Below are 24,911 nucleotides of genomic sequence, written 5' to 3' on the forward strand. Positions count from 1 at the left end.
AGTGGCCAGGGTGCCGGATTGTCGGCAGTACATCCAGCCTAAAGTTTTTCACATTTGTTGGTTTTCCCTAGGTTACAAACTGTGACTAAAATGCGCGCCAATGGTCAGGTGCTGGCGTTGTGCTCAGCCCCTGCCAGAGATGCCCGATGTTGCGTTAAGCCAGGTCCCGTGGCGCGCAGCGTGTATTTTTTCTGACCTGTGATTATTTTTCGTGAAGCTGATCATTGTTTCCCTCTACCTGCTCTCCATCGCGTACGTACACCTGCGCGGTCGTGTCCGGCACAAGCTGGGTCGCCAGTTAAGCGATCATTCGAGCTTCCTGGCGCCGATCAACTGCTTCCTCTACCTGTTTTCCAAACTGCCGAACCGACCGTACCTGGACCCCCGTGACTTCCCCGACCTGAGTCCGTTGCAGGCTCACTGGCAGGAAATTCGCGCAGAAGGCCAGAACCTGCTGCGGGCGGGGGAGATCAAACGCTCGGACCAGTACAACGACGTGGGTTTCAACTCGTTCTTCAAGACCGGCTGGAAGCGTTTCTACCTGAAGTGGTACGGCGAAAGCCATCCTTCGGCGACCAAGCTGTGCCCGCGCACCACCGAGCTGGTCCAGAGAATCGGCTCGATCAAGGCAGCCATGTTTGCCGAGTTGCCACCGGGTTCAAAACTGGTGCGCCACCGTGACCCCTACGCCGGCTCCTATCGTTATCACCTGGGCCTGGACACTCCCAATGACCCCGGTTGCTACATCGAGGTCGACGGCGAGCGCTATCACTGGCGCGATGGCGAGGCGGTGATGTTTGACGAGACCTATATCCACTACGCCGAAAACACCACCCAGGAGAATCGCATCATCCTGTTCTGCGACGTCGAGCGGCCGTTGAAGTACCGCTGGGCAGCTGCGTTCAATGCCTGGTTCAGTCGCACCGTGATGTCCGCCGCCGGCGCGCCCAACGATGCCGGCGATAAAACCGGCGGGATCAACCGCGCGTTCGCCAGGCTGTACAAGATCCGTCTGCGCGGCAAGGAACTGAAGAAGCGCAATCGCAAGCTCTACTACCTGGAAAAGTGGGCGATCTTCGGCGGCCTGCTGGCCGTGATCCTCTGGATCTAGGGTTTTTTCGCCCCCAGGCGTTGCCACATCCTTGCGCTCAGGCGCTGGCGATGAGTGAGGTCGGCCCAAGGGTCGGCCTTGAGTGCGCGTAAGCGCTCGCCAAGGTTGGCCACCGTCCATTGCTGTGCGCTGCGTAACCCCGGCAGTTCATCGCGGCGCACCGGCACCGACACCGGCAGGCCCTCCCGGGCCCGCACCGAGTAGGGCGCGACTGTGCTGGCCCCGCGCGCATTGCGCAGGTAGTCGATGAAGATTTTGCCGATGCGATTCTGCGGTCCCATTTTGGCGCTGAAACGCTCCGGCAGTTCGCTCGCCATGAACTGGGCGATGGCTTTGGCGAAGGCCTTGACCCGGTCCCAGGTTTCCGTGCGGGCCAGCGGCACGATCAGGTGCATGCCCTTGCCGCCACTGGTTTTCAGGTACGCCTCCAGGCCCAGTTCATCGAGCACCGACAGGGTCAGTTGGGTGGCCTCCAGCATGCTTTTCCAGGGCAGCGCCGGGTCGGGGTCGAGGTCGAGCACGAACTGGTCCGGCGTCTCGATGTGATCGGCGGTGGCCCCCCAGGTATGCAGCTCGATCGCGCCCATCTGCACTGCGCCCACCAGGGCCTCGACACTGTCGATGGCCATCAGCCGTGCATGTCCAGGGTCCAGTCCGGGAGCCAGGTGGCGGATGTTGGGAATCGCCAATCGCTCTGCGTGTTTCTGGAAGAACTGCTCGCCGCCCACACCTTCCGGCGCCCTCAGTAACGACACCGGGCGCTGCCGTAGATGAGGCAGGATCCAGTCGCCGATACCTGCGTAGAACTGCGCCAATTGCAGCTTTTGCGTGCCGCTGGCCGTATCGATCACCCGTTCGGGATGGCTGACCCGAACCCCCGCCAACACCTCGTTTTTCTTGCTCTTTTCTGGCACCGGGGCGCTGACGGGCTGGGCTTGTTCGCGGCTGATCTGGCTGGCCGGTTTGTCGCTGCGCAAGGCGATAAAAGCGCCCTGGCGGATCAGGCCGGCGCGGGTCCACTCGGCGAACTGGACTTCGCACACCAGCTGCGGTTTGATCCAGTGCACGCCACGAGCCTGGGCGCTGCTCAGCGCATTGGCCAAGGGTGAGGTGTCGCGGGCCAGGCCCGACATCCGTTGGTGCAGGTGGCCCAGGGTCTGCTGGTCGAAACCGCTCCCCACGCGGCCGGCGTAGACCAGGTCGCCAGCGTCATGCACCGCGAGCAACAAGGCACCAAAACCACTGCGCGAGCCTTGCGGTTGGGTGTAGCCGACGATGACGAATTCCTGGCGTCGCCGGCATTTGAGCTTGATCCAGTCAGCGCTGCGCCGGCTTTGATAAGGGCTGCCGAGCCGCTTGCCGATCAGTCCTTCGAGGGACAGGGCACAGGCGCTGGCGAGGATGTCCTGTTGCTTGGCGACAAACGCCTCGGAAAAACGCAGCAGCTGGCCGCGGTGGCGCGCCAGGGCCTTTTTCAAGGCGGCACGACGCCGTTCGAGGGGCATCTGGCGTTGATCGCTACCCTGCAGAAACGGTGCATCGAACAGGAAATAGACCATCTCCAGGGTCCGCCCGAGTTCAAAAGCGTTTTGCAGCGCCTGAAAGTCCGGTAGACCCTGGTCGTCGAGCACCACCATCTCGCCATCCAGCCAACTGCCGTCGAGCTTGAGTGCGGCCAGTGCCTTGGCCTGGCGGGGCAGGCGAGCGGTCCAGTCGTGGCCGTTGCGGGTGATCAGGCGCACCTCGCCGTCGGCGATCCGCGCCAGGATGCGGTAGCCGTCGAATTTGATTTCATACTGCCAATCGCCGCTTGGGGCCTGATCCACCAGGGTCGCCAGTTGCGGGGTGAGGTGGGTGGGCAGCGCCTGGATGGCTGGGGCGGATTTGCCGGCTTTTATCGGGTTTTTTCTCGACGGTTTTTTACCCGCGATGTGTGCCTCGCTCAGCACGCTGTCGGGCTGTTGCGTGAGCACGTCATAGTCGGCACTGGCGCGGGCCTGGGCATCGCGCTCCTTGATCAGCAACCATTGTTCCTTGTCACTGCTGCCGCGCAGGCGGGTTTTCACCAGGGTCCAGTCGCCCGCGAGCTTCTCGCCGATCAGGGTGAACTTGAGTTTGCCGGCTTGGTACGCCGCTTCCGGATCATCGTGGGGCTGCCACACGCCGTGGTCCCAGACGATCACCTCGCCAGCACCGTACTGCCCGGGGGGAATGGTGCCCTCGAAGCTGGCGTAATCCAGAGGATGGTCCTCGACATGCACCGCCAGGCGTTTCTGGCTCGGGTCCAGGCTTGGGCCCTTGGGCACTGCCCAGCTTTTCAGGGTGCCGGCCAGTTCCAGGCGAAAGTCGTAGTGAAGGTTGCGCGCGGCATGTTTCTGGATCACGAAGCGCAAGGCCGCAACGGCTTTTTTACCGGGCTTGCGCGCGGACGCTTCTGGCGGCTCGGAAGTCATCGCGAAGTTGCGTTTACGCGTGTATTCACTGACGGCCTTGGTCATTAGCACGATCCCTGGCGATCAATCGCCGGCAGCCTTACGCGGTTTTTTTGCTGGCGTGGCTTTGCGCGCGGTTTTTTTTGCGGGCGTGGCGGCAGACTTGCCACCCAGGCTGCGTTTGAGCAGCTCGGTCAAGTCGATGACGTCGGCGGACTTGCGCGGTTCGGCACCAGGCACGCTTTCGACGTCCTCGATCTTGCCGGCCCGGGCCTTTTTCTCCACCAGGGCCATGATTTTGTCCTCAAAGCTGTCGCGGTAGTCGGCCGGTTGCCAATCGCCGCTCATGTCTTCGACCAGGCGCTTGGCCATGTCCCGTTCGCCCTTGGCCAGGGTCGGGGCGGTGACGTCGCTGCCCAGGGCCAGTTCGTCCAGGCTGCGGACCTCGGCAGGCCAGCGCAGCATCACCAGCACCAGGGCCGAATCCAGCGGCATCAAGGCGGCCAGGTGCTGGCGGGTATGCAGCACCACGTGGGTCAGGGCGACCTTGCGGGTGTTGGCCAGGGTCTCGCGCAGCAGGGCGTAGACCTTGCCACCGCGTTTGTCGGGGGCCAGGAAGTAGGGCGTGTCAATGTTCTGCAGGGGAATCTGCTCGGCATCGACGAAGGAAAAGATGTCGATGGTCTGGGTCGAGGTGGGGTGAGCGGAACGGATTTCTTCCTCGCTGAGCACCACATAACGACCTTTTTCGTAGAGCACGCCTTTGACGATGTGCTCCTTGGTCACCTCCTTGCCGGTGACCTTGTTGACCCGCTTGTAGCCGACCGGGTCCATGCTGCGGTTGTCCAGCCAGTCGAAATCCACCCCATGGGAGGCCGTGGCCGAGACCAGGGACACCGGGATGTGGACCAGTCCGAAACTGATTGCGCCTTTCCAGATTGCCCGTGCCATCGCCGTTGCCTCGCGCTGTGATGATCAGGTGACCTGCGCTGGTTGGCGAAAGTTTCCGGCGGGTGCCCGGTGGAGCGCGGTAGCAGGCAGCCTTGCAACATCTTGTCTGGGAGTATTTCCTTCACAGCGGCGAACCCTGGGCGTAGCGTGGTATCGAAGACCTTATCGGCATGACAGTGGAGGAGCTCCATCATGAGCAGGTACGTGTTGGCTGTAACGCTGCTGGCGTCGACCTTGCTGGGGTCGATGGCGCAGGCGCAGGACGATCCGGACCGGATTGCCGCACTCGCAGGGCCAGGCCTGGTGGTTGCGCAGAATCTGCCGGGCGCCAGCAACAACAATCCCTACAACAACCCGATTCGCCGGGCCAACCCCAACAGCATGCAGGGCACCCGACCGGCAGCGCCGGTAATTCGCGCGCCCAACACCGTGCCAGTGCCACGCCCACCGACCCTGGATAACGGCGGCATTGGCAACGGTTATCCGCGCCCTAATGCCACCCCCGGCACAGTCAGGCCCTATGTCTCACCCGCACCCCCGCCCAGAGACCCGGACACCAGCAACCGCTGAGGGGCCAGGGGGTAATGATCAGCAATAAAGGAAGTGTGCATGTCAGGTAAAACTCTTTTGGCGACCCTGTTGGGCAGCGCCCTGATGATCGCGCTGCCGGTGTCGGCGGCGTCCAGCCAACAGTTGCCGAGCGAGCTAGGCAGCCTGACGGTGACCCAGCTCACCGAAGGTCTGGAACACCCCTGGGCCCTGGCGTTTCTCCCCGACCAGCAAGGTATGCTGGTGACCGAACGGCCGGGCAACCTGCGTATCGTCGACCTCGATGGCAAACTTTCGGCGCCATTGAGCGGGGTGCCCAGTGTCTGGTCCAAGGGCCAGGGCGGCCTGCTTGACGTGGCGCTGTCACCGCAGTTCAAGAGTGACCGCCTGGTGTACCTGTCCTACGCTGAGGGCGGTGGTGCCGGGGATAAGGCCGGCACGGCGGTCGGTCGTGGCCGCTTGTCCAGGGACCTCAGGGCACTGGAGGATTTCCAGGTGATCTTCCGCCAGGAGCCCAAGCTGTCCACCAGCAACCATTTCGGCTCGCGCCTGGTGTTTGACCATGACGGCTATCTATTCATCACCCTGGGCGAGAACAACGTGCGCGAAACGGCGCAGGACCTCGATAAGCTGCAAGGCAAAGTGGTGAGGATCTATCCGGACGGCCAGGTCCCCAAGGACAACCCCTTTGTCGGCCAGGCCGGGGTCCAACCGCAAATCTGGTCCTACGGCCAGCGCAATCCGCAAGGTGCAGCCCTCAACCCCTGGAGCGGTGAGCTATGGGAGAACGAGCACGGACCCAAGGGCGGCGATGAGCTGAACATCATCTCGCGCGGTAAAAACTACGGTTGGCCCTATGCGACCCACGGTATCAACTACTCCGGTCTGCCAATCCCCGAAGCTCGCGGCCAGACCGCCGAAGGGACAGTCGGTCCGCATCACGTCTGGCAGCAGTCACCGGGCATCAGCGGCATGGCGTTCTACGACAGCGACCGGTTCAAGGCTTGGCAGCACAGTGTATTCATCGGCGCGCTGGCGACCCAGGAACTGATTCGCCTGCAGCTCGATGGTGACAAGGTGGTGCATGAGGAGCGTTTATTGGGTGAGCTCAAGGCGCGGATCCGCGATGTACGCCAGGGGCCGGATGGCTACCTCTATGTGCTGACGGACGACCGGAACGGTGCGCTCTACAAGATCGGCCTGCAAACCGGGGATTGACTTGCTGGCGCCCCGAGGCTAATTTCCGGGCATGACTTTCACCGTATCGCGCCGCCAGCCAAGCATTATTATTACCGCCATTGCGAATTTGGCGGGCTAGCTGACGGCTGCACCCAACCCGCCCTTGAGGCGGGTTTTATTTTTCTGTCTCCAGGGCCTGACGTACTCCAGGAGACATCAATGGACACTCCCACCGCCGGCCAGCCGCTACTGGCGCACTATGTGAAGAAAATCCTCGCCGCACCGGTCTATCAACTGGCGGTGCGTACGCCACTGCAGGCAGCCCCCGCGTTGTCTCAGCGGCTGGACAACCAGATCCTGCTCAAGCGCGAAGACCTGCAGCCGACCTTCTCCTTCAAGATTCGCGGCGCCTACAACAAGCTGGCCCACCTGAGTGAGGCACAGAAAGCCCGCGGCGTGATCACCGCGTCCGCCGGCAACCACGCCCAGGGTGTGGCGTTGGCCGCACGGGAGTTGGGGATCGACGCCTGTATCGTCATGCCCGAGTCGACGCCGGAGTTGAAGGTGGTCGGCGTGCGCAGCCGTGGCGCGCAGGCCCTGCTGCACGGTGCCAGTTTCCCGTTTGCCCTGGAGCATGCCTTGCAACTGGCGCGCGACAGCGCTCGCACCTTCGTCTCGCCGTTCGACGACCCGGATGTGATTGCTGGGCAGGGCACCGTGGCCATGGAAATCCTGCGCCAGCATCCGGGGCGCCTGGATGCGATCTTCGTTCCGGTCGGTGGGGGCGGGCTGATCGCGGGCATCGCCGCCTACGTCAAATACCTGCGGCCGACTATCCGTATCATCGGCGTCGAGTCCGAGCATTCGGCCTGTCTGCAGGCGGCGATGGCGGCGGGGGAACCGGTAATGTTGCCGAGCGTGGGGAGTTTCGCCGATGGGGTCGCCGTGGCACAGATCGGCGCCCACGGTTTTGCCATATGCCGCGATTATGTGGATCAGGTGCTGACCGTCAGTAACGATGAGTTATGCGCAGCAATCAAGGATATCTACGACGATAGCCGCTCGATCACCGAGCCTTCTGGAGCCTTGGCCGTGGCGGGAATCAAGCAGTATGTGGCACGCAACGCGATCCAGGGGCAGACGTTGGTGGCCATCGACTCAGGTGCCAACATCAACTTCGACAGCTTGCGCCATGTCGCCGAGCGCGCCGCCTTGTGGGGCGCGTCGGCTTGAGCGTGGGTCGGCAGGGTTATTGCTGGACGGCTTTCTCGACCTTGTCGGACGCCGACCAGATGCGGTAGCGCACTTCGATGTCCTTGGGTACGTAGAGCACGATGGGCAGCTTGCTGTTGTAACGCAGCATGAAGCCATCTCCGACCACGGGCACGAAGGCTTCCGTGCGCTTGCCGTCAGGGCACGCCATCAGGGTGCTCATGGGGCCGATGACTTTGTCCATCCGGTAGAACGGATAGCCCCAGCCTTCGAGGTTCTTTTCTTCGAGAATGCCGCCCAGGCGTGGGTTGTTGCAATCCACGGTCAGGGTCTTGCCGGCGAGGATCTCGACCTGGTAGTTGTTTTCAGCGGTCAGCGGGGCGAGGTTAATGACCTGCCGGGTAAAACCCTTGTCCGCCTTCGGAAAGGGCGCGACGTCTTCGAGTTTTGTGGCCAAGGCCTGGGTCGACAGACCGGCCAGCAGCACGGCCATGACGCTTAAGTGAGAAGAGCGCATGATGCCTCCTTGCATAGGGTGGATTCGGTGAACGGGAGCATTCTTACCGTGCCGCTCGCCTAATGCAAACCGCAATGGTGGAGCTGGCAAATTGCAGGACGATTTACCGCCAATCTTGCGTTTTGCATGAGCCCAAATGCTGATGCTTGACCTAAGCTGCTGATTGGCCTACGAACTGCTGCGAGCGGTTTTAGGCATGTTTAATGCTCCATTCTTGTGAAAGGAATATGAAGATCATCATGTAAAAATAAATCTCGGGCTGCGTCCTGGCAGAAACCGGGAACCATCGCGAAGGAAAGATCCGGCCCGGCCGGCAGAGGTTGACCAAACAAACATCATTCGGTCGATAAAAAGGAGAGCCTGCTTATGTTTCTGTCTGCCCTGGAACTGCGCAATATCATTGAAAGCAGTTTTTTGCCAAAACGCTGCCAATGCACGCTGTCACCGGACTTGTCGATGACCATCAAGATCTTCGGCGATCACCAGACCGATCAGATCGACCTCGTGGTCACCGGGATCGACGCCAGCACCCTCAATGGTTGCCGCGAAATCAACGAGCTGATTGCCGAGCTGCGCCATGACCTGGCATACAAACCTGGCACTCATGCGATCGAGCCGAAACTGCGGGCATTCTAAGCCCACGCTCGAAAAGTTCGACCCCAGATGCCCCGGGCCTGGTCTTGCAGCCAGGCCCGGGGCATTTCAGCCCTTGGTTCAGTTCTGATAGCTACAGGCGTCCGAGAGCTTCTGATAGCTGATGTTCTCCTGTTTGTCCTGGTTGTCGATGAACGTCATCTGCGCAGTGACCACTTTGCATTCCTGGGTGCTGGGTTCGGTCATCGAGATCACGTGTTTCACGTGCAGCTCCATGCCGTAGTGATAGGGCACGGGTAGCGCGGTGTTGGTGTTGTCGGCCAGCGCCAGGCCGGAGGCCCCGGTGCAGGCGAGGGAAGTGGCAAGCAGGAGGATTCGCAGGTTCATGGATAGTCTCCACAGCGGGCTTGAAGTCGGCGCGGCATTTCGGATGCCGGCCCTGCCGCGTGGGGCGTCAGAGAGCTCTGCGCGAACGCGGTCCAGTCACTGTTGGACCACAGGATTAACCGGAGGTTAAGTCGATTTGCGCTGATTTTTCGCCGGCGGATTTCCGACTAAAGTCGCCTGCCGAGCAAACAAGCCTTATGCCATCATTGGCGATCACCCGTTATTACTTCCCCCTGCATTCCCGAGCCTTGTCCGGCATGGGGTGCGCGTTATTTGTGTTGCTTGATTGACCCGTCGCACAGATGCACTGCTGGAGCTTTTTTCATGCGTCCCCCGTATTCCCTCATCACACCGCGCCCGGCTCTGGGCCTCGGCGTCCTGGCCCTGTGCGCAGGTTTTAGCACTGGCGCTCAGGCCAGTGGTTTCATCGACGACGGTCGCGCCAGCGTCGAGTCGCGTACGGTGTATTTCAACCGCGATTTTCGCGATGGCCACAGCAGCAACCCGCAAGGTGCTTCCAAGCGCGAAGAATCCGCCCAGGGTTTTATCCTCAACCTGCAGTCGGGTTACACCGAAGGCACCGTGGGTTTTGGCCTGGATGCGCTGGGCATGCTCGGGCTCAAGCTCGACTCCAGTGCCGACAGCAGCAACAGCGGCCTACTGCCGTCCTCCGGCAGCAACCCGCGTGGCTCGGAAGACCAATACGCCAAGCTCGGCCTGACGGCCAAGATGCGCATCTCGCGCAGTGTATTGAAGTACGGCTCCTTGTTGCCGGATCTGCCGCTGCTCAAATACAACGACGGGCGCCTGCTGCCGACCCAGTTCAATGGCGCCTTGCTGAGGTCCAGGGAACTCAAGGACCTGACCTTCACCGCCGCCCGCCTGGACCAGTACACCGCCCGGGATTCCACCGACCAGCAAGACATCCGCGTGCACTGCAAGAACAAGCGCTACGCGTGCAATATCACCGCCGATCACTTCGACCTGTATGGCCTGGACTATAAATTCAACGAGCGCTTGAGTGCGCAGTACCAGTACGCGGAGCTCGATGAGATCTACCGTCAGCACTTCGTTGGCGTGCTCGGTAACCAACCCATGGGCCCAGGGCTGCTCAAGGCTGACCTGCGGTTGCTCAGCAGCGCCGACACCGGCGCCGCGCGCGCCGGCAACATCGATAACCGCGCCTTGAGCGGGATGCTCGGCTATGCCATCAGCGGCCACACCTTCAGTGCCGGCTGGCAGCGGATGATCGGCGACACCTCGATGCCCTACCTGGATGGCAGCAACCCTTATCTGGTCAACTACGTCCAGGTCAACGACTTCGCCGCGGCCCAGGAGCGCTCCTGGCAGGTGCGCTACGACTATGACTTCAAGGCCGTGGGCATCAATGGCTTGAGCTTCCTGACCCGTTACGTCAGCGGTGACCAGATCAAGGTGGCGGGCAGTGACCAAGAGGGCAAGGAATGGGAGCGCGACAGCGAGCTCAAGTACGTGATCCAGGGCGGCACATTCAAGGACCTGAGCCTGCGCCTGCGCAGCGCGACCTACCGCACCAACTACGAGGCGGTCGCCAGGGACGTCGATGAAACGCGGCTGATCCTCAGCTACAACTTTTCAGTGTTATAGGACCATGGGCAACACCGCCCCTGTTGGAGCGGGTACCCGCTTGCGGCTTGCTCGCGATGGACGTCAACGATAACGCGCAGATCCAGGATGAACGCAGCGTTCTTGAGACCATCGCGGGCAAGCCGCAAGATCCGACCAAGGTCAACGACTACTTTTTACGTGCCTTGTACATGTTGGCTTCCCGGCAGTACTCGACCAGCAAGGTTTCGTCGATAAAGTCGACATTGATAATGCTGCACTTGAGCAGCCATTCGCCGGTTGGACTGGGGCTGAACCATTCATTCAGTTCATCGGTGATCTTATTGACCCTTACGAAAGCGTTGTTAGCCCCGTATAACGGGTCAATAAGGGAAATGCCCGACGCATCGAACAAGATATAACTGGTTGCTGACAGCGACCACGGCAGCGAACCGTCTGGCGGATTGTCGAGTGTGCGGGCGATGTGTTGTTTCAGCTCACTGGGAGAAGTCAGGTCCTTGCCGCTCCAGCAGTGCAGGATCTTCGGCCAGAATACCCGTGCGTCGAATTCGGGGTGCCCCGAAGCGGCAATCACCACCCGTTGTGTACGGCTGATGGCTTTGAGTTCAGCCAATGTCAGATGGCGATTCTCGAAAGGAATCAGGCGCTCGCCCAGGCGACGGTTGATCGCATCGTTGAACTCCTTGAAGGCAAAACCGTTACCTTGGCTGCCCTCGGTTTGATGCACGTCGAGCAGGATGAATTCATCGGGGTTTTTATCGAGGAAAAAGTCCAGGGCCTTGACCAGGTCGCTGAGCGGGCTGCCGGTTGCGGGGCCGTGAAAGGTCTCGAACTGATAAATATCTGTTTTTCTGGAGTTGGAGAAAACCCTCAGGTCCAGTGCCCGTGCACCGCTATTGAGCTGTTGGATATAAGGGCTGTTCTGGCACATGGTGTGGGTGGCCAGCACGCTGTTGATTGTGTTGTGGTTGGCGGTATATAAATCCATTCCCGAGTTGTGAGCTCCTGGCCAAACCAGTTGGTTAAGGGTCAAGCCGTCCATGCTCGGGGTCTTGCTCATCCATTCATGCCGGAATGAGATTTTTGCGGTGTGGGTGATGTTCATATCTACACTTCCTTGAGTAGTCATGATCCCGTCCTGTCGCACCAGGCTATTTAAGGACGGCTGATGAAGTTGCACTGTGGGTCAACAAGGTTTCCACTCTTCATCTATGCACGCCGGACCGTTTGGTGGCTGTCATGAGTAATTTGCCAATGAACGAGATGAGAAGAGGGAAGTTCCTAAACTAGGCTCAAGTTGCAGTGCTCGGTAGTTGCAGATTTCGCTAAGGGCCGTGGGAATTGGAGGAGGTCGTGCAGGAATAAGGCAGCGTGCCGAAACAACCTGCAGCCCGGCACTGCCCCTGGCCAGATTACCGCTTACGCGTTGTTGCGGTTCTTTTCTTCAATCCACTGCGACATGTACTGGGTGCTCTTGTGTTGGTGATGACGCAACATGCCGCCAATAAAGTTGGCCTGGCGTAATTCAAGTAGATGTTCGCGGCAATGTTCCAGGCGTGCAATTAGCGCCGGGCCATGCACGCTTTGCCGGTAACGGGCGTGCAGCAGCTTTACGCCGGCATCCTGGGCCTGGTTCCAGAGCTGTTCATCCTGGTACAGGCGCACGGCGGCTGCGGCAATGGCCGAGGCGCTTTCGCCAATGGCGCCGGCCCAGGGCATGTCCCCGGCCATACCTTCGGCGCCGATGGGAGTGGTGACGTTGGGCGTGCCGCAGAGCATCGCGTCGACAATCTTGCCCTTGATCCCGGCCCCGAAACGCAAGGGTGCCAGGCAGATACGCGCGGCCGTCATCACCTGCAACGCATCCTCTGCCCAGTTCATGATGTGAAACCCCTGCGCCGGGTTGTGCAAGGCGCTCGCCTTGGGCGGCGTGTAGGCACCATAGATGTGCAGTTGCGCGCCAGGCAGTTGTTGGCGGATCAGCGGCCAGACGGCATTTTTCATCCAGAGCACCGCATCCCAGTTCGGCGCGTGGCGGAAATTGCCGATGCTAAGAAAATGCGCACGGTCGGCGTACGGAGCCAGCGCCTGTGCCGTGGGTTCGAGCATCAGTGGACACCAATGCAGGGCACTGGGTGGCAGGCTGAAGTGCTCGACCAGCAAGCGGATCTCCACCTCGGAGATCATCAGGTTGAGGTCGCAGCGAAACAGTGCGGCAATTTCCCGCCGAGCCAGATCGGTGTCGGCCATCGCAGTGAACTCCTGGGCCAGCGTCTGGCCGAACAGCGCGGTGCCGTCATCGTGGTCGTCGCTGGCCTTGAGATGGTCCTTGAGCCGCTGGTGGCGAGCATGGCGCAGGCTTTGCAAATCTGAAGTCTCCAGGACCCGCAAAGCGCTAGGGCAGTGTTTTTCCACGCGCCAGCCAAACTGTTCTTCCATCATGAACTGGTCGAACAGCACGATATCCGGGGCCAGTTCACTGACGAAAGCATCAAAGCTGCTGCTGTTGAGCTCGATGCTGCACTCTGCGATACCCATGGCCGTCAGGTCGGCCTTGTGCTCGCCGGGGCCTGCCGGGCTGCTGAAGGTAATGTCCCAACCCTGTTCCAGGAACGTCTCGAGGATCTGCATCACGTGCCCACTGGCGGCGGATGAGCGGGGTTCGGGCCAGACGTAACCAATAACCAGGACTTTGGTTGCGCGGGACTGACTCATGAGCGGTATTTCCTTGAAGCGGCAGGGGGAGGGCGCGAGCGGCGTTATTAAACCACAGGGCGGTCAGCCAGCAGGCCCTTGACCTTGTCGCGCAACTGATCGATGGAGAAGGGCTTGCCGATCACGTGCATCCCGGCAGGCACTTCCAGGCTTTCGGCATAACCGCTGGCAAACAGGATCGGCAGGCTCGGGCGCAGCGCGCGCGCGCGTGCAGCCAGCTCCCGGCCATCCATCTCCGGCAGGCCCACGTCGGTCATCAGCAGGTCAATGAGCGTATCGTGGTTTTTCAGCAGGGCCAGGGCCGCGGTGCCGTCGTCCGCCTCCAGCACCTTGAACTCCAGTTCTTCGAGCACATCAACGATCAGCATGCGCACGATGGCGTCGTCTTCGACTACGAGGATGGTGGAAGTGGTGCTGGACATAGTGACTGTTCTCGAAAAGGGCGTGGGGTGACCGGTGTCGCAAATTGACCGGCTTTTTCATCAGTAATCAGCCGGCCCCGACAAGTTCCCGGCGGGCTGAAAAAACCCTCAGGGTACGGGCCTCGACAGGATAACCCCGGTGCTGGGGAGATTGCAGCGCAATGCAGGAAAATGCTGGCTAAGCTGTCAGAAAAATGGATCCCAGACGCGATTTTGGGGCAAACTCCTTCATTTATGCCCGTCCACCAAGGCCCGCAAATGATCACTTCGTCGTCCGTTGATGAGCAAAGTTTCCGCAAACTCCTGAGCCGCAACATCGGCTTGCCGTTGGGGGTGGGCGTGCTCAGCGTGGTGTTTTTCGTCTCTCTGATCACCTACCTGATGTCGACCATCCAGTGGGTGGAGCATACCGATCGGGTGATCAACAACGCCAACGAAGCGGTCAAGCTCACGGTCGACCTGGAAACCGGCATGCGCGGCTACCTGCTGACCGGTGACGAACATTTTCTCGACCCTTACGAGACCGCCCGGCCGCGTATTGTAGTGGCCCTGCAAACCCTGCAGGAACTGACCGCGGACAACCCGGTCCAGGTCGACCGGTTGCACCGCCTGCAAGCCATGCAGGAGGAATGGAACACCTACGCCCAGAGCATGATCGAGCTACAGCGCAGCAGCGGCGACTACCGTTCTGCCGTGCGCGCCGGTCGCGGCAAGCGCCTGACCGACGAGATCCGCAAACAGTACGAAGACGTCATCGAGATGGAGCAACAGTTGCGCACCACGCGCAATGAAGAGGTGCGTCGTACCACGATCTGGAGCATTACGCTGTACGTCCTGTTCGTGGTCGGCATCAGCGCTTTGCTGGCCTACATCGGGCGTCGCGACTTGCTCAGTCTCTCGCGTAGCTACAGCACCAACCTGGCGGCCCAACAAAGCAGCGCCCGGCGCCTGGAACAACAGGCCTGGTTGCGCAACGGCCAGACTGAACTGGCCGAACAAGTGCTGGGCCAGCTGTCATTGAACCTGCTGGGGCGCAATATCCTGCAGTTTTGTGCGCAATACCTGGGCAGCGCAGTCGCGGCGGTCTACGTCAAGGAGGATCATGGCGGCCTCAATCGCGTGGCAACCTATGGTTTTTCCCGTGAGCAGGAAGCCGTTGACCAGCAGATCTATAACGGCGAGGGCATCGCCGGCCAGGCCGTACTGCAGGGCCGCCTGATTCGCCTGGACGAGGTGCCGGCCGACTATTTCAAAGTCAGCTCCGGGCTTGGCGACGGGGTGCCGCGCAGTGTGCTGGTGGTGCCTACCAGCGACGACGGCCGGGTCAATGGGGTGATCGAGCTGGGTTTCCTGCGGGCACTGGACGAGCGCGACATCGAGTTGCTTGAGTTGATTGCCGGCAACATCGGCACCTCGATCGAAGCGGCCCGTTATCGCCAGCGTTTGCAGGAAGTGCTGGCCGAGACCCAGCAACTCAACGAAGAACTGCAGGTCCAGCAGGAAGAACTCAAGACCGCCAACGAAGAGCTGGAAGAACAGTCGCGGATTCTCAAGGAGTCCCAGGCCCACCTGGAAACCCAGCAGGTGGAACTTGAGCAGACCAACGAGCAGCTCGCCGAGCAGGCCCAAACCCTGGCCGAACAGCGCGACGCCATGGACCTGAAAAACACTGAACTGAACCAGGCGCAGGTCCAGCTCGAGGACCGTGCCCAGGAGCTGCAGCGCTCCAGCAAGTACAAGTCCGAATTCCTCGCCAACATGTCCCACGAATTGCGCACGCCGCTCAACAGTTCGTTGATCCTCGCCAAGTTGCTGGCGGAAAACCCCCAGGACAACCTCAGCGCCGAACAGGTCAAGTTCGCCGAGTCGATCTACTCCGCCGGCAATGACCTGTTGAACCTGATCAACGACATCCTCGACATCTCCAAGGTCGAGGCCGGCAAGCTCGAGATACGCCCGGAGAACACCAGTGTCGCGCGCCTGGTGGACGGCCTGCGCGGCATGTTCGAGCCGCTGGCGGTGGACAAACACCTGGCGTTCAACGTCCACCTGGACTCGGACGTTCCGACGCTGCTGTTCACCGACCGCCAGCGTGTGGAGCAGGTGCTGAAGAACCTGTTGTCGAACGCGATCAAATTCACCGAGCAGGGCGAAGTCAGCCTCAATGTCAGTCTGCAGCCAGGGGGCGCAATAGCCTTTGCCGTGCGCGACTCGGGGATCGGCATCGCCAGCGATCAGCACAGCAGTATTTTCGAGGCGTTCCGCCAGGCCGACGGCACCACCAACCGGCGCTACGGTGGCACCGGGCTGGGGCTGTCGATCTCTCGCGACCTGGCAGCGTTGCTCGGCGGCTCGATCACCGTCAGCAGCGAACCGGGGCAGGGCAGCCTGTTTACCTTGCTGTTGCCCGAGCAGTACGTCGAGCGTGACGAGAACAGCGTCGAACTGCCGCCACCGGCGTCGGTCGCCTTTGTCCCGGCGGTGCCGGTGGCACGTCCGGCCGCGATCATCGAGGCGCAGATCCCGCGCTTTGCCGATGACCGCGCCAATGCGCCGTTCAGCACCCGCTGCATCCTGGTGGTGGAGGATGAGGTCAACTTTGCGCATATCCTCTACGACTTGGCGCATGAACTGGGTTATCACTGCCTGGTGGCCCATGGTGCCGATGAAGGTTACGACCTGGCCAGCGAGTTCCTGCCCGACGCGATCCTGCTGGACATGCGCCTGCCGGACCATTCCGGGCTGACCGTGCTGCAGCGCCTCAAGGAACACGCCGAAACCCGCCACATACCGGTGCATGTGATTTCGGTCGAAGACCGGGTCGAGGCTGCGATGCACATGGGCGCCGTGGGCTATGCGGTCAAGCCGACCACGCGCGAGGAACTCAAGGACGTGTTCGCCCGTCTGGAGGCCAAGCTGACGCAGAAGGTCAAGCGCGTGCTGCTGGTGGAAGACGATGACCTGCAGCGCGACAGTATCGCCCGGCTGATCGGCGACGATGACATCGAAATCACCGCCGTGGGCCTGGCCCAGGAAGCGCTGGACCTGCTGCGCAACAATATCTATGACTGCATGATCATCGACCTCAAGCTGCCCGACATGCTCGGCAATGACCTGCTCAAGCGCATGTCCACCGAAGACATCTGCTCGTTCCCGCCGGTGATCGTCTACACCGGGCGCAACCTGACCCGCGATGAAGAGGCAGACCTGCGCAAGTATTCGCGGTCGATCATCATCAAGGGCGCGCGTTCGCCGGAGCGGCTGCTGGATGAAGTGACATTATTTCTGCACAAAGTCGAATCGCGGTTGTCCCATGAGCGGCAAACGATGCTCAAGACCGCGCGCAGTCGCGACAAGGTCTTCGAGGGGCGCAAGGTGCTGTTGGTGGACGACGACGTGCGCAACATCTTCGCCCTCACCAGCGCCCTGGAGCACAAAGGCGCAATCGTGGTCATTGGCCGTAATGGTCGTGAAGCGATCGACAAACTCAATGAAGTCGAGGACATCGACCTGGTACTGATGGACGTGATGATGCCGGAAATGGACGGCTTCCAGGCCACCGTGGAAATTCGCAAGGATCCGCGCTGGCGCAAGCTGCCGATCATCGCCGTCACGGCCAAGGCCATGAAGGACGATCAGGAACGCTGCCTGCAGGCGGGCGCCAACGATTACCTGGCCAAGCCCATCGACCTGGATCGCCTGTTCTCGTTGATTCGCGTGTGGTTACCGAAGATGGAAAGAATTTAGTGGAGCGCAATACTGAAATCGAACTGCGGCTGCTGATCGAAGCGATCTACCTCAAGTACAGCTACGATTTTCGTGACTACTCGGGCGCTTCGATCAAGCGCCGGGTCAATCACGCCCTGCACCAGTTCGAATGCAAGACCATTTCGGCGTTGCAGGAGCGAGTCCTGCACGATCCGACGGCGTTCATGCAGTTGCTGCAGTTGCTGACCATTCCGGTCAGCGAGATGTTTCGCGATCCGGCGCACTTCCTGGCGATTCGTCAGGAAGTGGTGCCCCTGCTGCGCACCTATCCCTCGATCAAGATCTGGATTGCCGGCTGCAGCACGGGCGAGGAGGTCTACTCGATGGCGATCCTGCTGCGCGAAGAAGGCCTGCTGGAGCGCACGATCATCTACGCCACCGACATCAATCCGCGCTCGCTGGAAAAGGCCAAGCAGGGGATCTTTTCCCTGGAGAACATCCGCGCCTATACCCGCAACTACCAGCAGGCCGGCGGGCAGAGTTCATTCGCTGACTACTACACTGCTGCCTACGATTACGCGATTTTCGACAAGAGCCTGCGTGACAACGTGACCTTTGCCGATCACAGCCTGGCAACCGATAGCGTGTTCTCAGAAACTCAATTAATTTCGTGTCGTAACGTATTGATTTACTTTAATAAAAAGTTGCAGGATCGCGCCTTCGGATTGTTTCATGAGTCGCTCTGTCACCGCGGTTTCCTGGTGCTGGGCAGTAAGGAAACCCTCGACTTTTCGAGCTACAGCAAACAGTTCGAGCCCCTGGTCAAACAAGAACGGATCTACCGTAAAACATGAAAACCGGCTTGTTGAGCAACGCTCCAGCCTCGCGGGTCGAGGCCATCGTCATTGGCGCTTCCGCCGGTGGCGTGGAGGCGTTGTTGAGTATTTTCGGCAAGCTGGGGTCGGGTTTTGCCTTGCCGATCATTGTCGTCCTGCACCTGCCGGAGCAACGGCGCAGCCAGTTGGTTGAGGTCATTGCGCGGCGGGTGGCGATGCCGGTGGTCGAGGCGCTCGACAAGGCCGTGATCGAGGCCGGCACCCTGTACCTGGCTGCACCCGGTTATCACCTGTCGGTGGAGCAGGATCGCAGCCTGTCCCTGAGCCTGGAGGAGCGCCTGCACTATTCGCGGCCAGCGATCGACTACCTGTTCGAATCCGCTGCCGACGCCTATGGCCCGGCCTTGCTGGCGGTGCTGTTGACCGGCGCCAACCAGGATGGCGCGCGGGGCCTGGCGCACGTCAAGCGCCTGGGCGGGTTGACCGTGGTCCAGGACCCGGCCGAAGCCCAGGTGGCGACCATGCCCGACGCGGCGCTGGCCCTGCAGCAACCCGATCACATACTCACCTTGCACGGCATCGGCCGTCTGCTTGTCGAGCTGGAAGGAACCTCATGCTAAGTACTATCCAGGCCAAATTGCTGATCGTCGACGATCTGCCGGAGAACCTGCTGGCCCTTGAAGCGCTGATCAAGCGCGAAGATCGCGCGGTGTACAAGGCGCTGTCGGCCGATGAAGCGCTGTCGCTGCTGCTGCAGCACGAGTTCGCCCTGGCCATTCTCGACGTGCAGATGCCGGGCATGAATGGCTTCGAGCTGGCAGAACTGATGCGCGGTACGGAAAAGACCAAGAACATTCCGATCGTGTTTGTCAGCGCCGCCGGACGCGAAATGAACTATGCCTTCAAGGGCTACGAAAGCGGCGCGGTGGACTTCCTGCATAAACCCCTGGATATCCACGCGGTGAAGAGCAAGGTCAACGTGTTCGTCGACCTGTTCCGGCAACGCAAGGCAATGAAGCTGCAGGTCGAAGCCCTGGAGCAAAGCCGCCGCGAGCAGGAAGCCTTGCTCAAGCAGTTGCAGACCACCCAGGGCGAACTGGAGCAGGCAGTACGCATGCGCGACGACTTCATGTCGATCGTCGCGCATGAGGTGCGCACGCCGTTGAACGGGCTGATCCTGGAAACCCAGTTACGCAAGATGCACCTGGCCCGCGACAACGCCGCAGCCTTTACCCTGGACAAGATGCACGCGATGGTCGACCGCGATGAGCGGCAGATCAAAAGCCTGATTCGGCTGATCGAAGACATGCTCGATGTGTCGCGGATTCGCACGGGCAAGCTGTCCATCCGGCCCAGCCACTTCGACCTGTCACAACGGGTGGCTAACCTGCTGCAGAACTTTGCGCCGCAGGTGGAGGCCGCCGAGTGTTCCATCAGCTTTATTGCCGAGCATCCGGTAGAGGGACACTGGGACGAATTCCGCATTGAGCAGGTGATTTCCAACCTGCTGACCAACGCCTTGCGGTATGGCGGCAAAGGCCTGATCGAAGTCCGTGTGTACAGCCAGGATGGCCAGGCCCGGGTTGAAGTACGCGACCGAGGGATCGGCATCAGTGAAGAGAACCAGCAGCGGATATTCCAGCAGTTCGAACGGGTTTCGGCCAAGACCGTAGTGGCGGGCCTGGGCCTTGGGCTGTTCATTTCCGAGCAGATAATCGCCGCCCATGGAGGTTCGATCAGCGTCGAGAGCCGGATCAACGAGGGCGCAATGTTCCGGGTTTGCCTGCCGCTCCAGTAAAACAGGCAAAATAAACGCAACCTCTGCAGCGATGCAGGGTCGTAATAGCAGCTATTGACCGAACAAAGGCTTCCCATGAGTGAAGATGCACAAGACGTCGTATTGATCGTCGAAGATGATCCTTCGATCCTGATGGTGCTTGCCGCCTACCTGTCAGGCGAGGGCTATCGGGTGTTGCAGGCGGTGGACGGCGAGGAAGCGTTCGCGATCCTGGCCAGCAAACCCCACCTGGACATGATGATCACCGACTTTCGCCTGCCCGGAGGCATTTCCGGAGTGCAGATTGCCGAGCCGGCAGTCAAGTTGCGCCCTGAGCTCAAGGTGATTTTCATCAGCGGCTACCCACAGGAAATCCGCGAGTCCGGCAGCCCCATCGCGCAAAAGGCGCCGATCCTGGCCAAGCCGTTCGACCTCGACGTGCTGCAGGAACTGATGCAGGAAATGCTTTCCTGATCCAGCCGCAACCCCCGCATTACCCAATCTGATGAGCGTCCCGGGGCCGTGCTGGCAGTTGCCTCAGGTGCGGATCATTTCGCGGACTTTGGCGGTCAGCAGGTCGAAGGTGAATGGCTTGGTGATCATTTGCATGCCCGGGTCGAGAAAGCCGCCGCGCACCGCGGCATGCTCGGCGTAGCCGGTAATGAACAGCACCTTGAGGTCGGGCCGGTATTGCCGGCCGATTTCCGCCAGTTGCCGGCCGTTCATGCCAGGCAGCCCGACGTCGCTGATCAGCAGGTCGATGCGCTGTTCGGAATCGAGGATCGGCACCGCGCTGTCGGCGTCCCCGGCTTCGACGAAGGCATACCCCAGCTCGCTCAATACCGCACTGACCAGCACCCGCACCGCCGGATCGTCCTCGACAATCAGCACGGTTTCCCCGGCCTTTGCCCCCGGTGCGTGGGGCACCTGGGGCGGTTGACTTTGCGTGAGGTCGCCACGAAAGCGCGGCAGGTAGAGATTCACCGTGGTCCCGCTGCCCACTGCACTCTGGATGGTCACGTGACCACGGGACTGCTTGCTGAAGCCATAGATCATCGACAGCCCCAGGCCAGTGCCCTGGCCGATCGGCTTGGTGGTGAAGAACGGGTCGAAAGCCCGGCTGATGGTGGCCTGGGGCATGCCACAGCCACTGTCGATCACACTCAACACCACATAATCGCCAGCTTGCAGGTTGCCATGGGCTTGGGTGAACTCGGTGTCCAGGTGCTGATTGAAGGTCTTGACCGCCAGGGTGCCGCCGTCGGGCATGGCGTCGCGCGCATTCAGGACCAGGTTGAGCAGGGCGCTTTCCAGCTGGTTGGGGTCGGCCTCGGCCACCCACAGCGGATCCTGCAGTTGCATGTTCAACTGAATGCTTTCATTGATACTGCGCTGCAGCAGTTCGCCCATCGAGCGCACCAGGGTGTTCATTTCCACCGGCTTGGAATCCAGCGACTGGCGTCGGGAAAACGCCAGCAGGCGATGGGTCAGGCCAGCGGCGCGGTTGGCGGAGGTCACGCCCAGGTCGATCAGCCCGTCCAGGTCTTCGGTGCAACCGCGCGCCAGGCGCCGGCGCAGCAATTCCAGGCTGCCAATGATGCCGGTCAGCATGTTGTTGAAGTCATGGGCGATACCGCCCGTGAGCTGGCCGACCGCTTCCATTTTCTGCGATTGACGCAGGGCCTCTTCATTGTGCCGCAGTTGGGTGGTGCGTTCCTCGACCTGTTGCTCGAGGGTTTCCAGGGTGTTCTTCAGCCGCAGTTCGCTCTGGTACAAATCCACCAGGCGGTCGCGGGCTTCATACTGCCGGCGGCGCCCGCGCAGCGCCGTGGATACCAGGCTGATCAGGGTCACCGGGTGAAACGGGCGCTCGAGGAAGGTCACGTTGCCCAACTGGGCGCCAAAGCGCGACGCTGGATTCTGCTCGGCGCCGCCATGGTGGGTGAGGAGCACGATGGGCAAGTCCGACCAGGCCGGTTGTTGCTCGATAAACCGCAGCAACGGCTCCAGGTCCGCGCCCAGCAGGGCCTCGGAGGAAATCAGCAGCAGGCCCGCACCGTGTTCCAACTGCTCGCACAGCACGCCCAGCCCCTGGGTGATTACGCCAGCGTAACCGGCCTCGTTAAGCAGGGTCAGGGCGATCTGGCTATCGCGTCCCAACGGCGCAAGAATCAACGCGCGCTCGGACACTGCCTTGAGCGCGATCAATGGTTCTCGTCCACAAGTAGCGGTGTGTTGGCGCCCAGGTAGGTGGGCACACCACGCAACACGCCTTGAAAGGCGTCCAGGGGCTCACCAATAGTCATGCCGGTGCTGCCGATACGGTATTCGCGAATGGTCGATTCATGGCTGCCCGTGCGTTTCTTGATGATCGAAATGGCCCGGCGCACTTTGCCCAGGGCCTCGAAGTAACGCAGCAGAATCACCGTGTCGGCCAGGTAAGTAATATCCACCGGCGCCTGCATGTCACCCACCAGCCCGTGTTGGGCCACGGTCATGAAGGTCGCGGCGCCCTGGCGATTGAGGTACAGCAGCAACTCGTGCATGTGCAGCACCAGGGCGTTTTCCTCGGGCATGGCGGCCTGGTAGCCGTTGATGCTGTCGATCACCACGGTCTTGATCCCGCGTTCATCGACGCAACGGCGCACCCGGTGCGAGAACTCGCCTGGGGACAGTTCGGCCGCGTCCACCTGTTCGATCAGCAGGTTGCCGGAGTCTTGCAGGGCTTGCAGGTCGATGCCCATGTTCTTCATGCGTTCGAACAGCAGGCCCAGCTCTTCATCGAAGATGAACAGCGCGGCCTTTTCGCCCCGTGCCACGGCTGCGGCGGCGAAGATCATCGAGATCAGCGATTTGCCGGTACCGGCCGGACCGAGGATCAGGGTGCTGGACCCGGTCTCGATGCCACCGCCGAGCAGGGCGTCCATTTCCTTGATGCCGCTGGTCAACTGCTGGCGGATATACCGCCCGCGATGTTCGGCCGCCACCAGCCGGGGGAACACGTGCACGCCATCGGCCATGATGGTGAAGTCATGAAAGCCGCCGCGATACTTCTGGCCCCGGTACTTGACCACCCGGATGCGCCGGCGTTCGGCGCCATAGTTGGGGGTCAGTTCTTCCAGGCGAATCACCCCGTGGGCCACGCTGTGCACGGTTTTGTCGAGGGATTCGGTGGTCAGGTCGTCGAGCAGCAGCACGGTGGCGTCGTAGCGCACGAAGTAGTGCTTGATCGCCAGGATCTGCCGCCGATAGCGCAGCGAACTCTGGGCCAGCAGGCGGATTTCCGACAGACTGTCGAGCACCACCCGGGTCGGCTTGACCCGTTCTACCACCTCGAAAATCTGCTTGGTGGCTTCGCCCAACTCCAGGTCCGAGGAATACAGCAGGCTCTGCTGGTGCTCGCCATTGAGCAGGCTCTCTGGCGGCGTCAACTCGAAGATGTGGATGTTCTCATCCAGTTCCCAGCCGTGGGACTTGGCGCCTTGGCGCAATTCGCGTTCGGTTTCCGACAGGGTGATGTACAGCGAGCGTTCACCGGCGCGGGCGCCGGCCATCAAAAAATGCAGGGCCACCGTGGTCTTGCCCGTGCCGGGTTCTCCTTCCAGCAGAAACACATGGCCGCGGGACAGGCCACCGGCGAGGATGTCATCCAGGCCTTCAATGCCGGTGGCGGCTTTTTCACTGTTCAACTCGTTGGATGTAGACAAAAAATGCCCTCTCATGACTAGGGGAAGCGAGGCAGCGGCCGATACTGGCGAAATGGCTGCCTGTTCACTGGACCCCGGGACGAGCCAAACGGTTCAACGCAATCTGATCATAGACCCTGCTGCAGCGCCGGATCGTCCGGATTCATCTGCTCCAACTGCGCCAGCAGCACCTGGACATTCTGCAACTGGCCGCTTTCCTTCCAGTAGTTGATCAGCAGTACCCGCGCCTTGCGATCGGCCGGGTGGCGCTGGACGATTTCCTGCAACTGCTTCTGCGCCGCTTCCAGCTCGTGCTCGCTGTGCAGGGTGGTCGCCAGGTCATAGCGGTAGTGCTTGTTGTTCGGCTCCAGCTCCACCGCCCTGGACAACCCCAGCAGGGCGAACTCGCTTTGCCCGTGGTGCAACAGCCACAAACCCAGGGCGTGTTGCAGGTACGCCGAGTCAGGTTGCGCCTTGAGCTGGCGGGCCAGCAGTTGCTGGGCCGCTTCGCTCTGGCCTTGTTTGTCGAGGACCTCGATCTGCATCACCAGCGCAGGCAGGTTGCCCGGGTCCAGGGCCAGGGTCTGCTCCAAGGCTTGCTGCGCCTGCTTGAGTTCGGCGTTGTGCAGGTGCAGGCGCGCCAGTTGGTACTGGGTGTGGGCGGTAACTGGCTGGCTTTGCAGTGCCTGCTCGTACTCATCGATGACTTGCTGCAGCGGACCGAAGTACAGCCCCAGGTCATCGGGCGACAAACCGAGCAACGCCTCGGCGGCGGCAAATCGCACCGCTTGCTCGCTGTCCTCCAGCAGTGGCCCGAGCAACAAGCTGCGCTGGCCGCTGGGCACCAGCCCGACGATGCTGTCGATCGCCGCCTCGCGCACCGCCACCGAAGGGTGGTGCAGGTCGGCATCGGCCAGCTTCAGGGCCTGGGGGCTGGGGTAGTTGGGCAGCTCGGCATGCAGCCACAGGCGGCGCTTGTCGGAGATATCCGGGCGGGCCAATTGCTGGTACAGCACACGCGCCGCACCGGGCTTGCCATTGCGCGCCTGGTCCAGGGCTTCGCTGTAGCCGCGCTTGATCGCCTCCGGCACCTGCGGCGCGACACTGCGCAGGGACAGCCAGGTGATGGCGATGGCAACGACAACCAGTAGGCTGATGATCAGGTAGCGACGAGGCTTGGACATGCGCGGATCCGGAAGCTGACAACGAGTGCAGGGGTGCCAGCTTCGG

The 24,911-nt window shown here is 61.2% G+C and carries 20 protein-coding genes and 1 pseudogene; 11 read left to right on the forward strand and 10 right to left on the reverse strand.

The window, feature by feature from the left end; all coding sequences use genetic code 11:
- The first annotated feature begins 211 nt into the window (after window positions 1-211).
- Window positions 212-1,111 carry a lipid A hydroxylase LpxO gene (lpxO, locus tag PspS04_RS12660; protein WP_159995628.1) on the forward strand — a complete coding sequence of 300 codons (900 nt, stop codon included), beginning with the start codon at window positions 212-214 and terminating at the stop codon, window positions 1,109-1,111.
- On the opposite strand, the gene ligD is transcribed toward lpxO, so the two are convergent.
- Window positions 1,108-3,609: a DNA ligase D gene (ligD, locus tag PspS04_RS12665; protein WP_159995631.1), complete on the reverse strand. Its 2,502-nt coding sequence runs from the start codon at window positions 3,607-3,609 to the stop codon at window positions 1,108-1,110. The genes lpxO and ligD overlap by 4 nt on opposite strands.
- An 18-nt stretch (window positions 3,610-3,627) precedes the next feature.
- The gene (gene ku / locus PspS04_RS12670; protein ID WP_095168333.1) at window positions 3,628-4,494 is read right to left on the reverse strand and encodes a non-homologous end joining protein Ku; all 867 of its coding nucleotides are present in this window, start codon (window positions 4,492-4,494) and stop codon (window positions 3,628-3,630) included.
- A gap of 192 nt (window positions 4,495-4,686) precedes the next feature.
- On the opposite strand from ku, the gene PspS04_RS12675 reads away from it, so the two are divergent.
- The 3 genes and pseudogenes from PspS04_RS12675 to ilvA all read left to right on the forward strand — a co-directional run.
- Entirely contained in the window at window positions 4,687-5,064 is a 378-nt protein-coding gene (locus PspS04_RS12675) for a hypothetical protein (RefSeq protein WP_095168331.1), read from the forward strand.
- A 39-nt stretch (window positions 5,065-5,103) separates the two neighbouring features.
- On the forward strand, window positions 5,104-6,261 hold the full coding sequence (locus tag PspS04_RS12680; protein WP_159995633.1) for a PQQ-dependent sugar dehydrogenase: 1,158 nt from the start codon (window positions 5,104-5,106) through the stop codon (window positions 6,259-6,261).
- 180 nt (window positions 6,262-6,441) lie between these two features.
- A pseudogene (gene ilvA, locus PspS04_RS12685) lies at window positions 6,442-7,437 on the forward strand (threonine ammonia-lyase, biosynthetic); the annotation flags it as partial.
- A gap of 34 nt (window positions 7,438-7,471) precedes the next feature.
- On the opposite strand, the gene eco reads toward ilvA, so the two are convergent.
- Window positions 7,472-7,951 carry a serine protease inhibitor ecotin gene (eco, locus tag PspS04_RS12690; protein ID WP_095168325.1) on the reverse strand — a complete coding sequence of 160 codons (480 nt, stop codon included), beginning with the start codon at window positions 7,949-7,951 and terminating at the stop codon, window positions 7,472-7,474.
- Between the two features lie 366 nt (window positions 7,952-8,317).
- Between eco and PspS04_RS12695 the strand changes: the two genes are divergently transcribed.
- Window positions 8,318-8,587, forward strand: coding sequence for a DUF1652 domain-containing protein (locus PspS04_RS12695; protein ID WP_159995637.1), 270 nt, complete (start codon window positions 8,318-8,320; stop codon window positions 8,585-8,587).
- Window positions 8,588-8,665: 78 nt separating this feature from the next.
- Here PspS04_RS12695 and PspS04_RS12705 read toward each other — a convergent pair whose 3' ends face one another.
- Window positions 8,666-8,932 (reverse strand): DUF2790 domain-containing protein, encoded by a 267-nt coding sequence (locus tag PspS04_RS12705; RefSeq protein WP_159995639.1) that lies wholly within the window; start codon window positions 8,930-8,932, stop codon window positions 8,666-8,668.
- A 324-nt stretch (window positions 8,933-9,256) separates the two neighbouring features.
- Between PspS04_RS12705 and PspS04_RS12710 the strand changes: the two genes are divergently transcribed.
- Complete coding sequence (locus PspS04_RS12710; RefSeq protein ID WP_159995641.1) at window positions 9,257-10,558, forward strand: OprD family porin; 1,302 nt, start codon at window positions 9,257-9,259, stop codon at window positions 10,556-10,558.
- 148 nt (window positions 10,559-10,706) lie between these two features.
- Here the strand turns inward: PspS04_RS12710 and PspS04_RS12715 are convergent, their stop codons facing one another.
- The 3 genes from PspS04_RS12715 to PspS04_RS12725 all read right to left on the reverse strand — a co-directional run bounded on the left by PspS04_RS12715 (window position 10,707) and on the right by PspS04_RS12725 (window position 13,674).
- A complete protein-coding gene (locus PspS04_RS12715) occupies window positions 10,707-11,642 on the reverse strand; it encodes a phospholipase (protein WP_159995643.1) in 936 nt (311 codons plus the stop codon).
- Between the two features lie 314 nt (window positions 11,643-11,956).
- Window positions 11,957-13,252, reverse strand: coding sequence for a glycosyltransferase (locus PspS04_RS12720; protein WP_159995645.1), 1,296 nt, complete (start codon window positions 13,250-13,252; stop codon window positions 11,957-11,959).
- 47 nt (window positions 13,253-13,299) lie between these two features.
- Window positions 13,300-13,674: a response regulator gene (locus PspS04_RS12725; RefSeq protein ID WP_159995647.1), complete on the reverse strand. Its 375-nt coding sequence runs from the start codon at window positions 13,672-13,674 to the stop codon at window positions 13,300-13,302.
- Between the two features lie 258 nt (window positions 13,675-13,932).
- On the opposite strand from PspS04_RS12725, the gene PspS04_RS12730 reads away from it, so the two are divergent.
- The 5 genes from PspS04_RS12730 to PspS04_RS12750 all read left to right on the forward strand — a co-directional run bounded on the left by PspS04_RS12730 (window position 13,933) and on the right by PspS04_RS12750 (window position 20,469).
- Window positions 13,933-17,421, forward strand: coding sequence for a response regulator (locus PspS04_RS12730; RefSeq protein ID WP_159995649.1), 3,489 nt, complete (start codon window positions 13,933-13,935; stop codon window positions 17,419-17,421).
- Window positions 17,421-18,236 (forward strand): CheR family methyltransferase, encoded by an 816-nt coding sequence (locus PspS04_RS12735; RefSeq protein WP_159995651.1) that lies wholly within the window; start codon window positions 17,421-17,423, stop codon window positions 18,234-18,236. Before PspS04_RS12730 ends, PspS04_RS12735 begins: the two co-directional genes overlap by 1 nt.
- A complete protein-coding gene (locus PspS04_RS12740; protein WP_095168310.1) occupies window positions 18,233-18,838 on the forward strand; it encodes a chemotaxis protein CheB in 606 nt (201 codons plus the stop codon). The genes PspS04_RS12735 and PspS04_RS12740 overlap by 4 nt, the downstream gene beginning before the upstream one ends.
- A complete protein-coding gene (locus PspS04_RS12745; RefSeq protein WP_159995653.1) occupies window positions 18,832-20,016 on the forward strand; it encodes a hybrid sensor histidine kinase/response regulator in 1,185 nt (394 codons plus the stop codon). Before PspS04_RS12740 ends, PspS04_RS12745 begins: the two co-directional genes overlap by 7 nt.
- 75 nt (window positions 20,017-20,091) lie before the next feature.
- Window positions 20,092-20,469 (forward strand): response regulator, encoded by a 378-nt coding sequence (locus PspS04_RS12750; RefSeq protein WP_095168307.1) that lies wholly within the window; start codon window positions 20,092-20,094, stop codon window positions 20,467-20,469.
- Window positions 20,470-20,532: 63 nt separating this feature from the next.
- Here the strand turns inward: PspS04_RS12750 and PspS04_RS12755 are convergent, their stop codons facing one another.
- From PspS04_RS12755 to PspS04_RS12765, 3 genes are all read right to left on the reverse strand, one after another.
- Window positions 20,533-22,203 (reverse strand): response regulator, encoded by a 1,671-nt coding sequence (locus PspS04_RS12755; protein WP_159995655.1) that lies wholly within the window; start codon window positions 22,201-22,203, stop codon window positions 20,533-20,535.
- Complete coding sequence (locus PspS04_RS12760; RefSeq protein WP_095168304.1) at window positions 22,200-23,702, reverse strand: ATPase domain-containing protein; 1,503 nt, start codon at window positions 23,700-23,702, stop codon at window positions 22,200-22,202. Before PspS04_RS12760 ends, PspS04_RS12755 begins: the two co-directional genes overlap by 4 nt.
- 107 nt (window positions 23,703-23,809) lie before the next feature.
- A complete protein-coding gene (locus tag PspS04_RS12765) occupies window positions 23,810-24,865 on the reverse strand; it encodes a tetratricopeptide repeat protein (RefSeq protein WP_159995657.1) in 1,056 nt (351 codons plus the stop codon).
- Window positions 24,866-24,911 lie beyond the last annotated feature (46 nt).

This window comes from Pseudomonas sp. S04 (assembly GCF_009834545.1).
In the GTDB taxonomy this organism is placed as follows: domain Bacteria; phylum Pseudomonadota; class Gammaproteobacteria; order Pseudomonadales; family Pseudomonadaceae; genus Aquipseudomonas.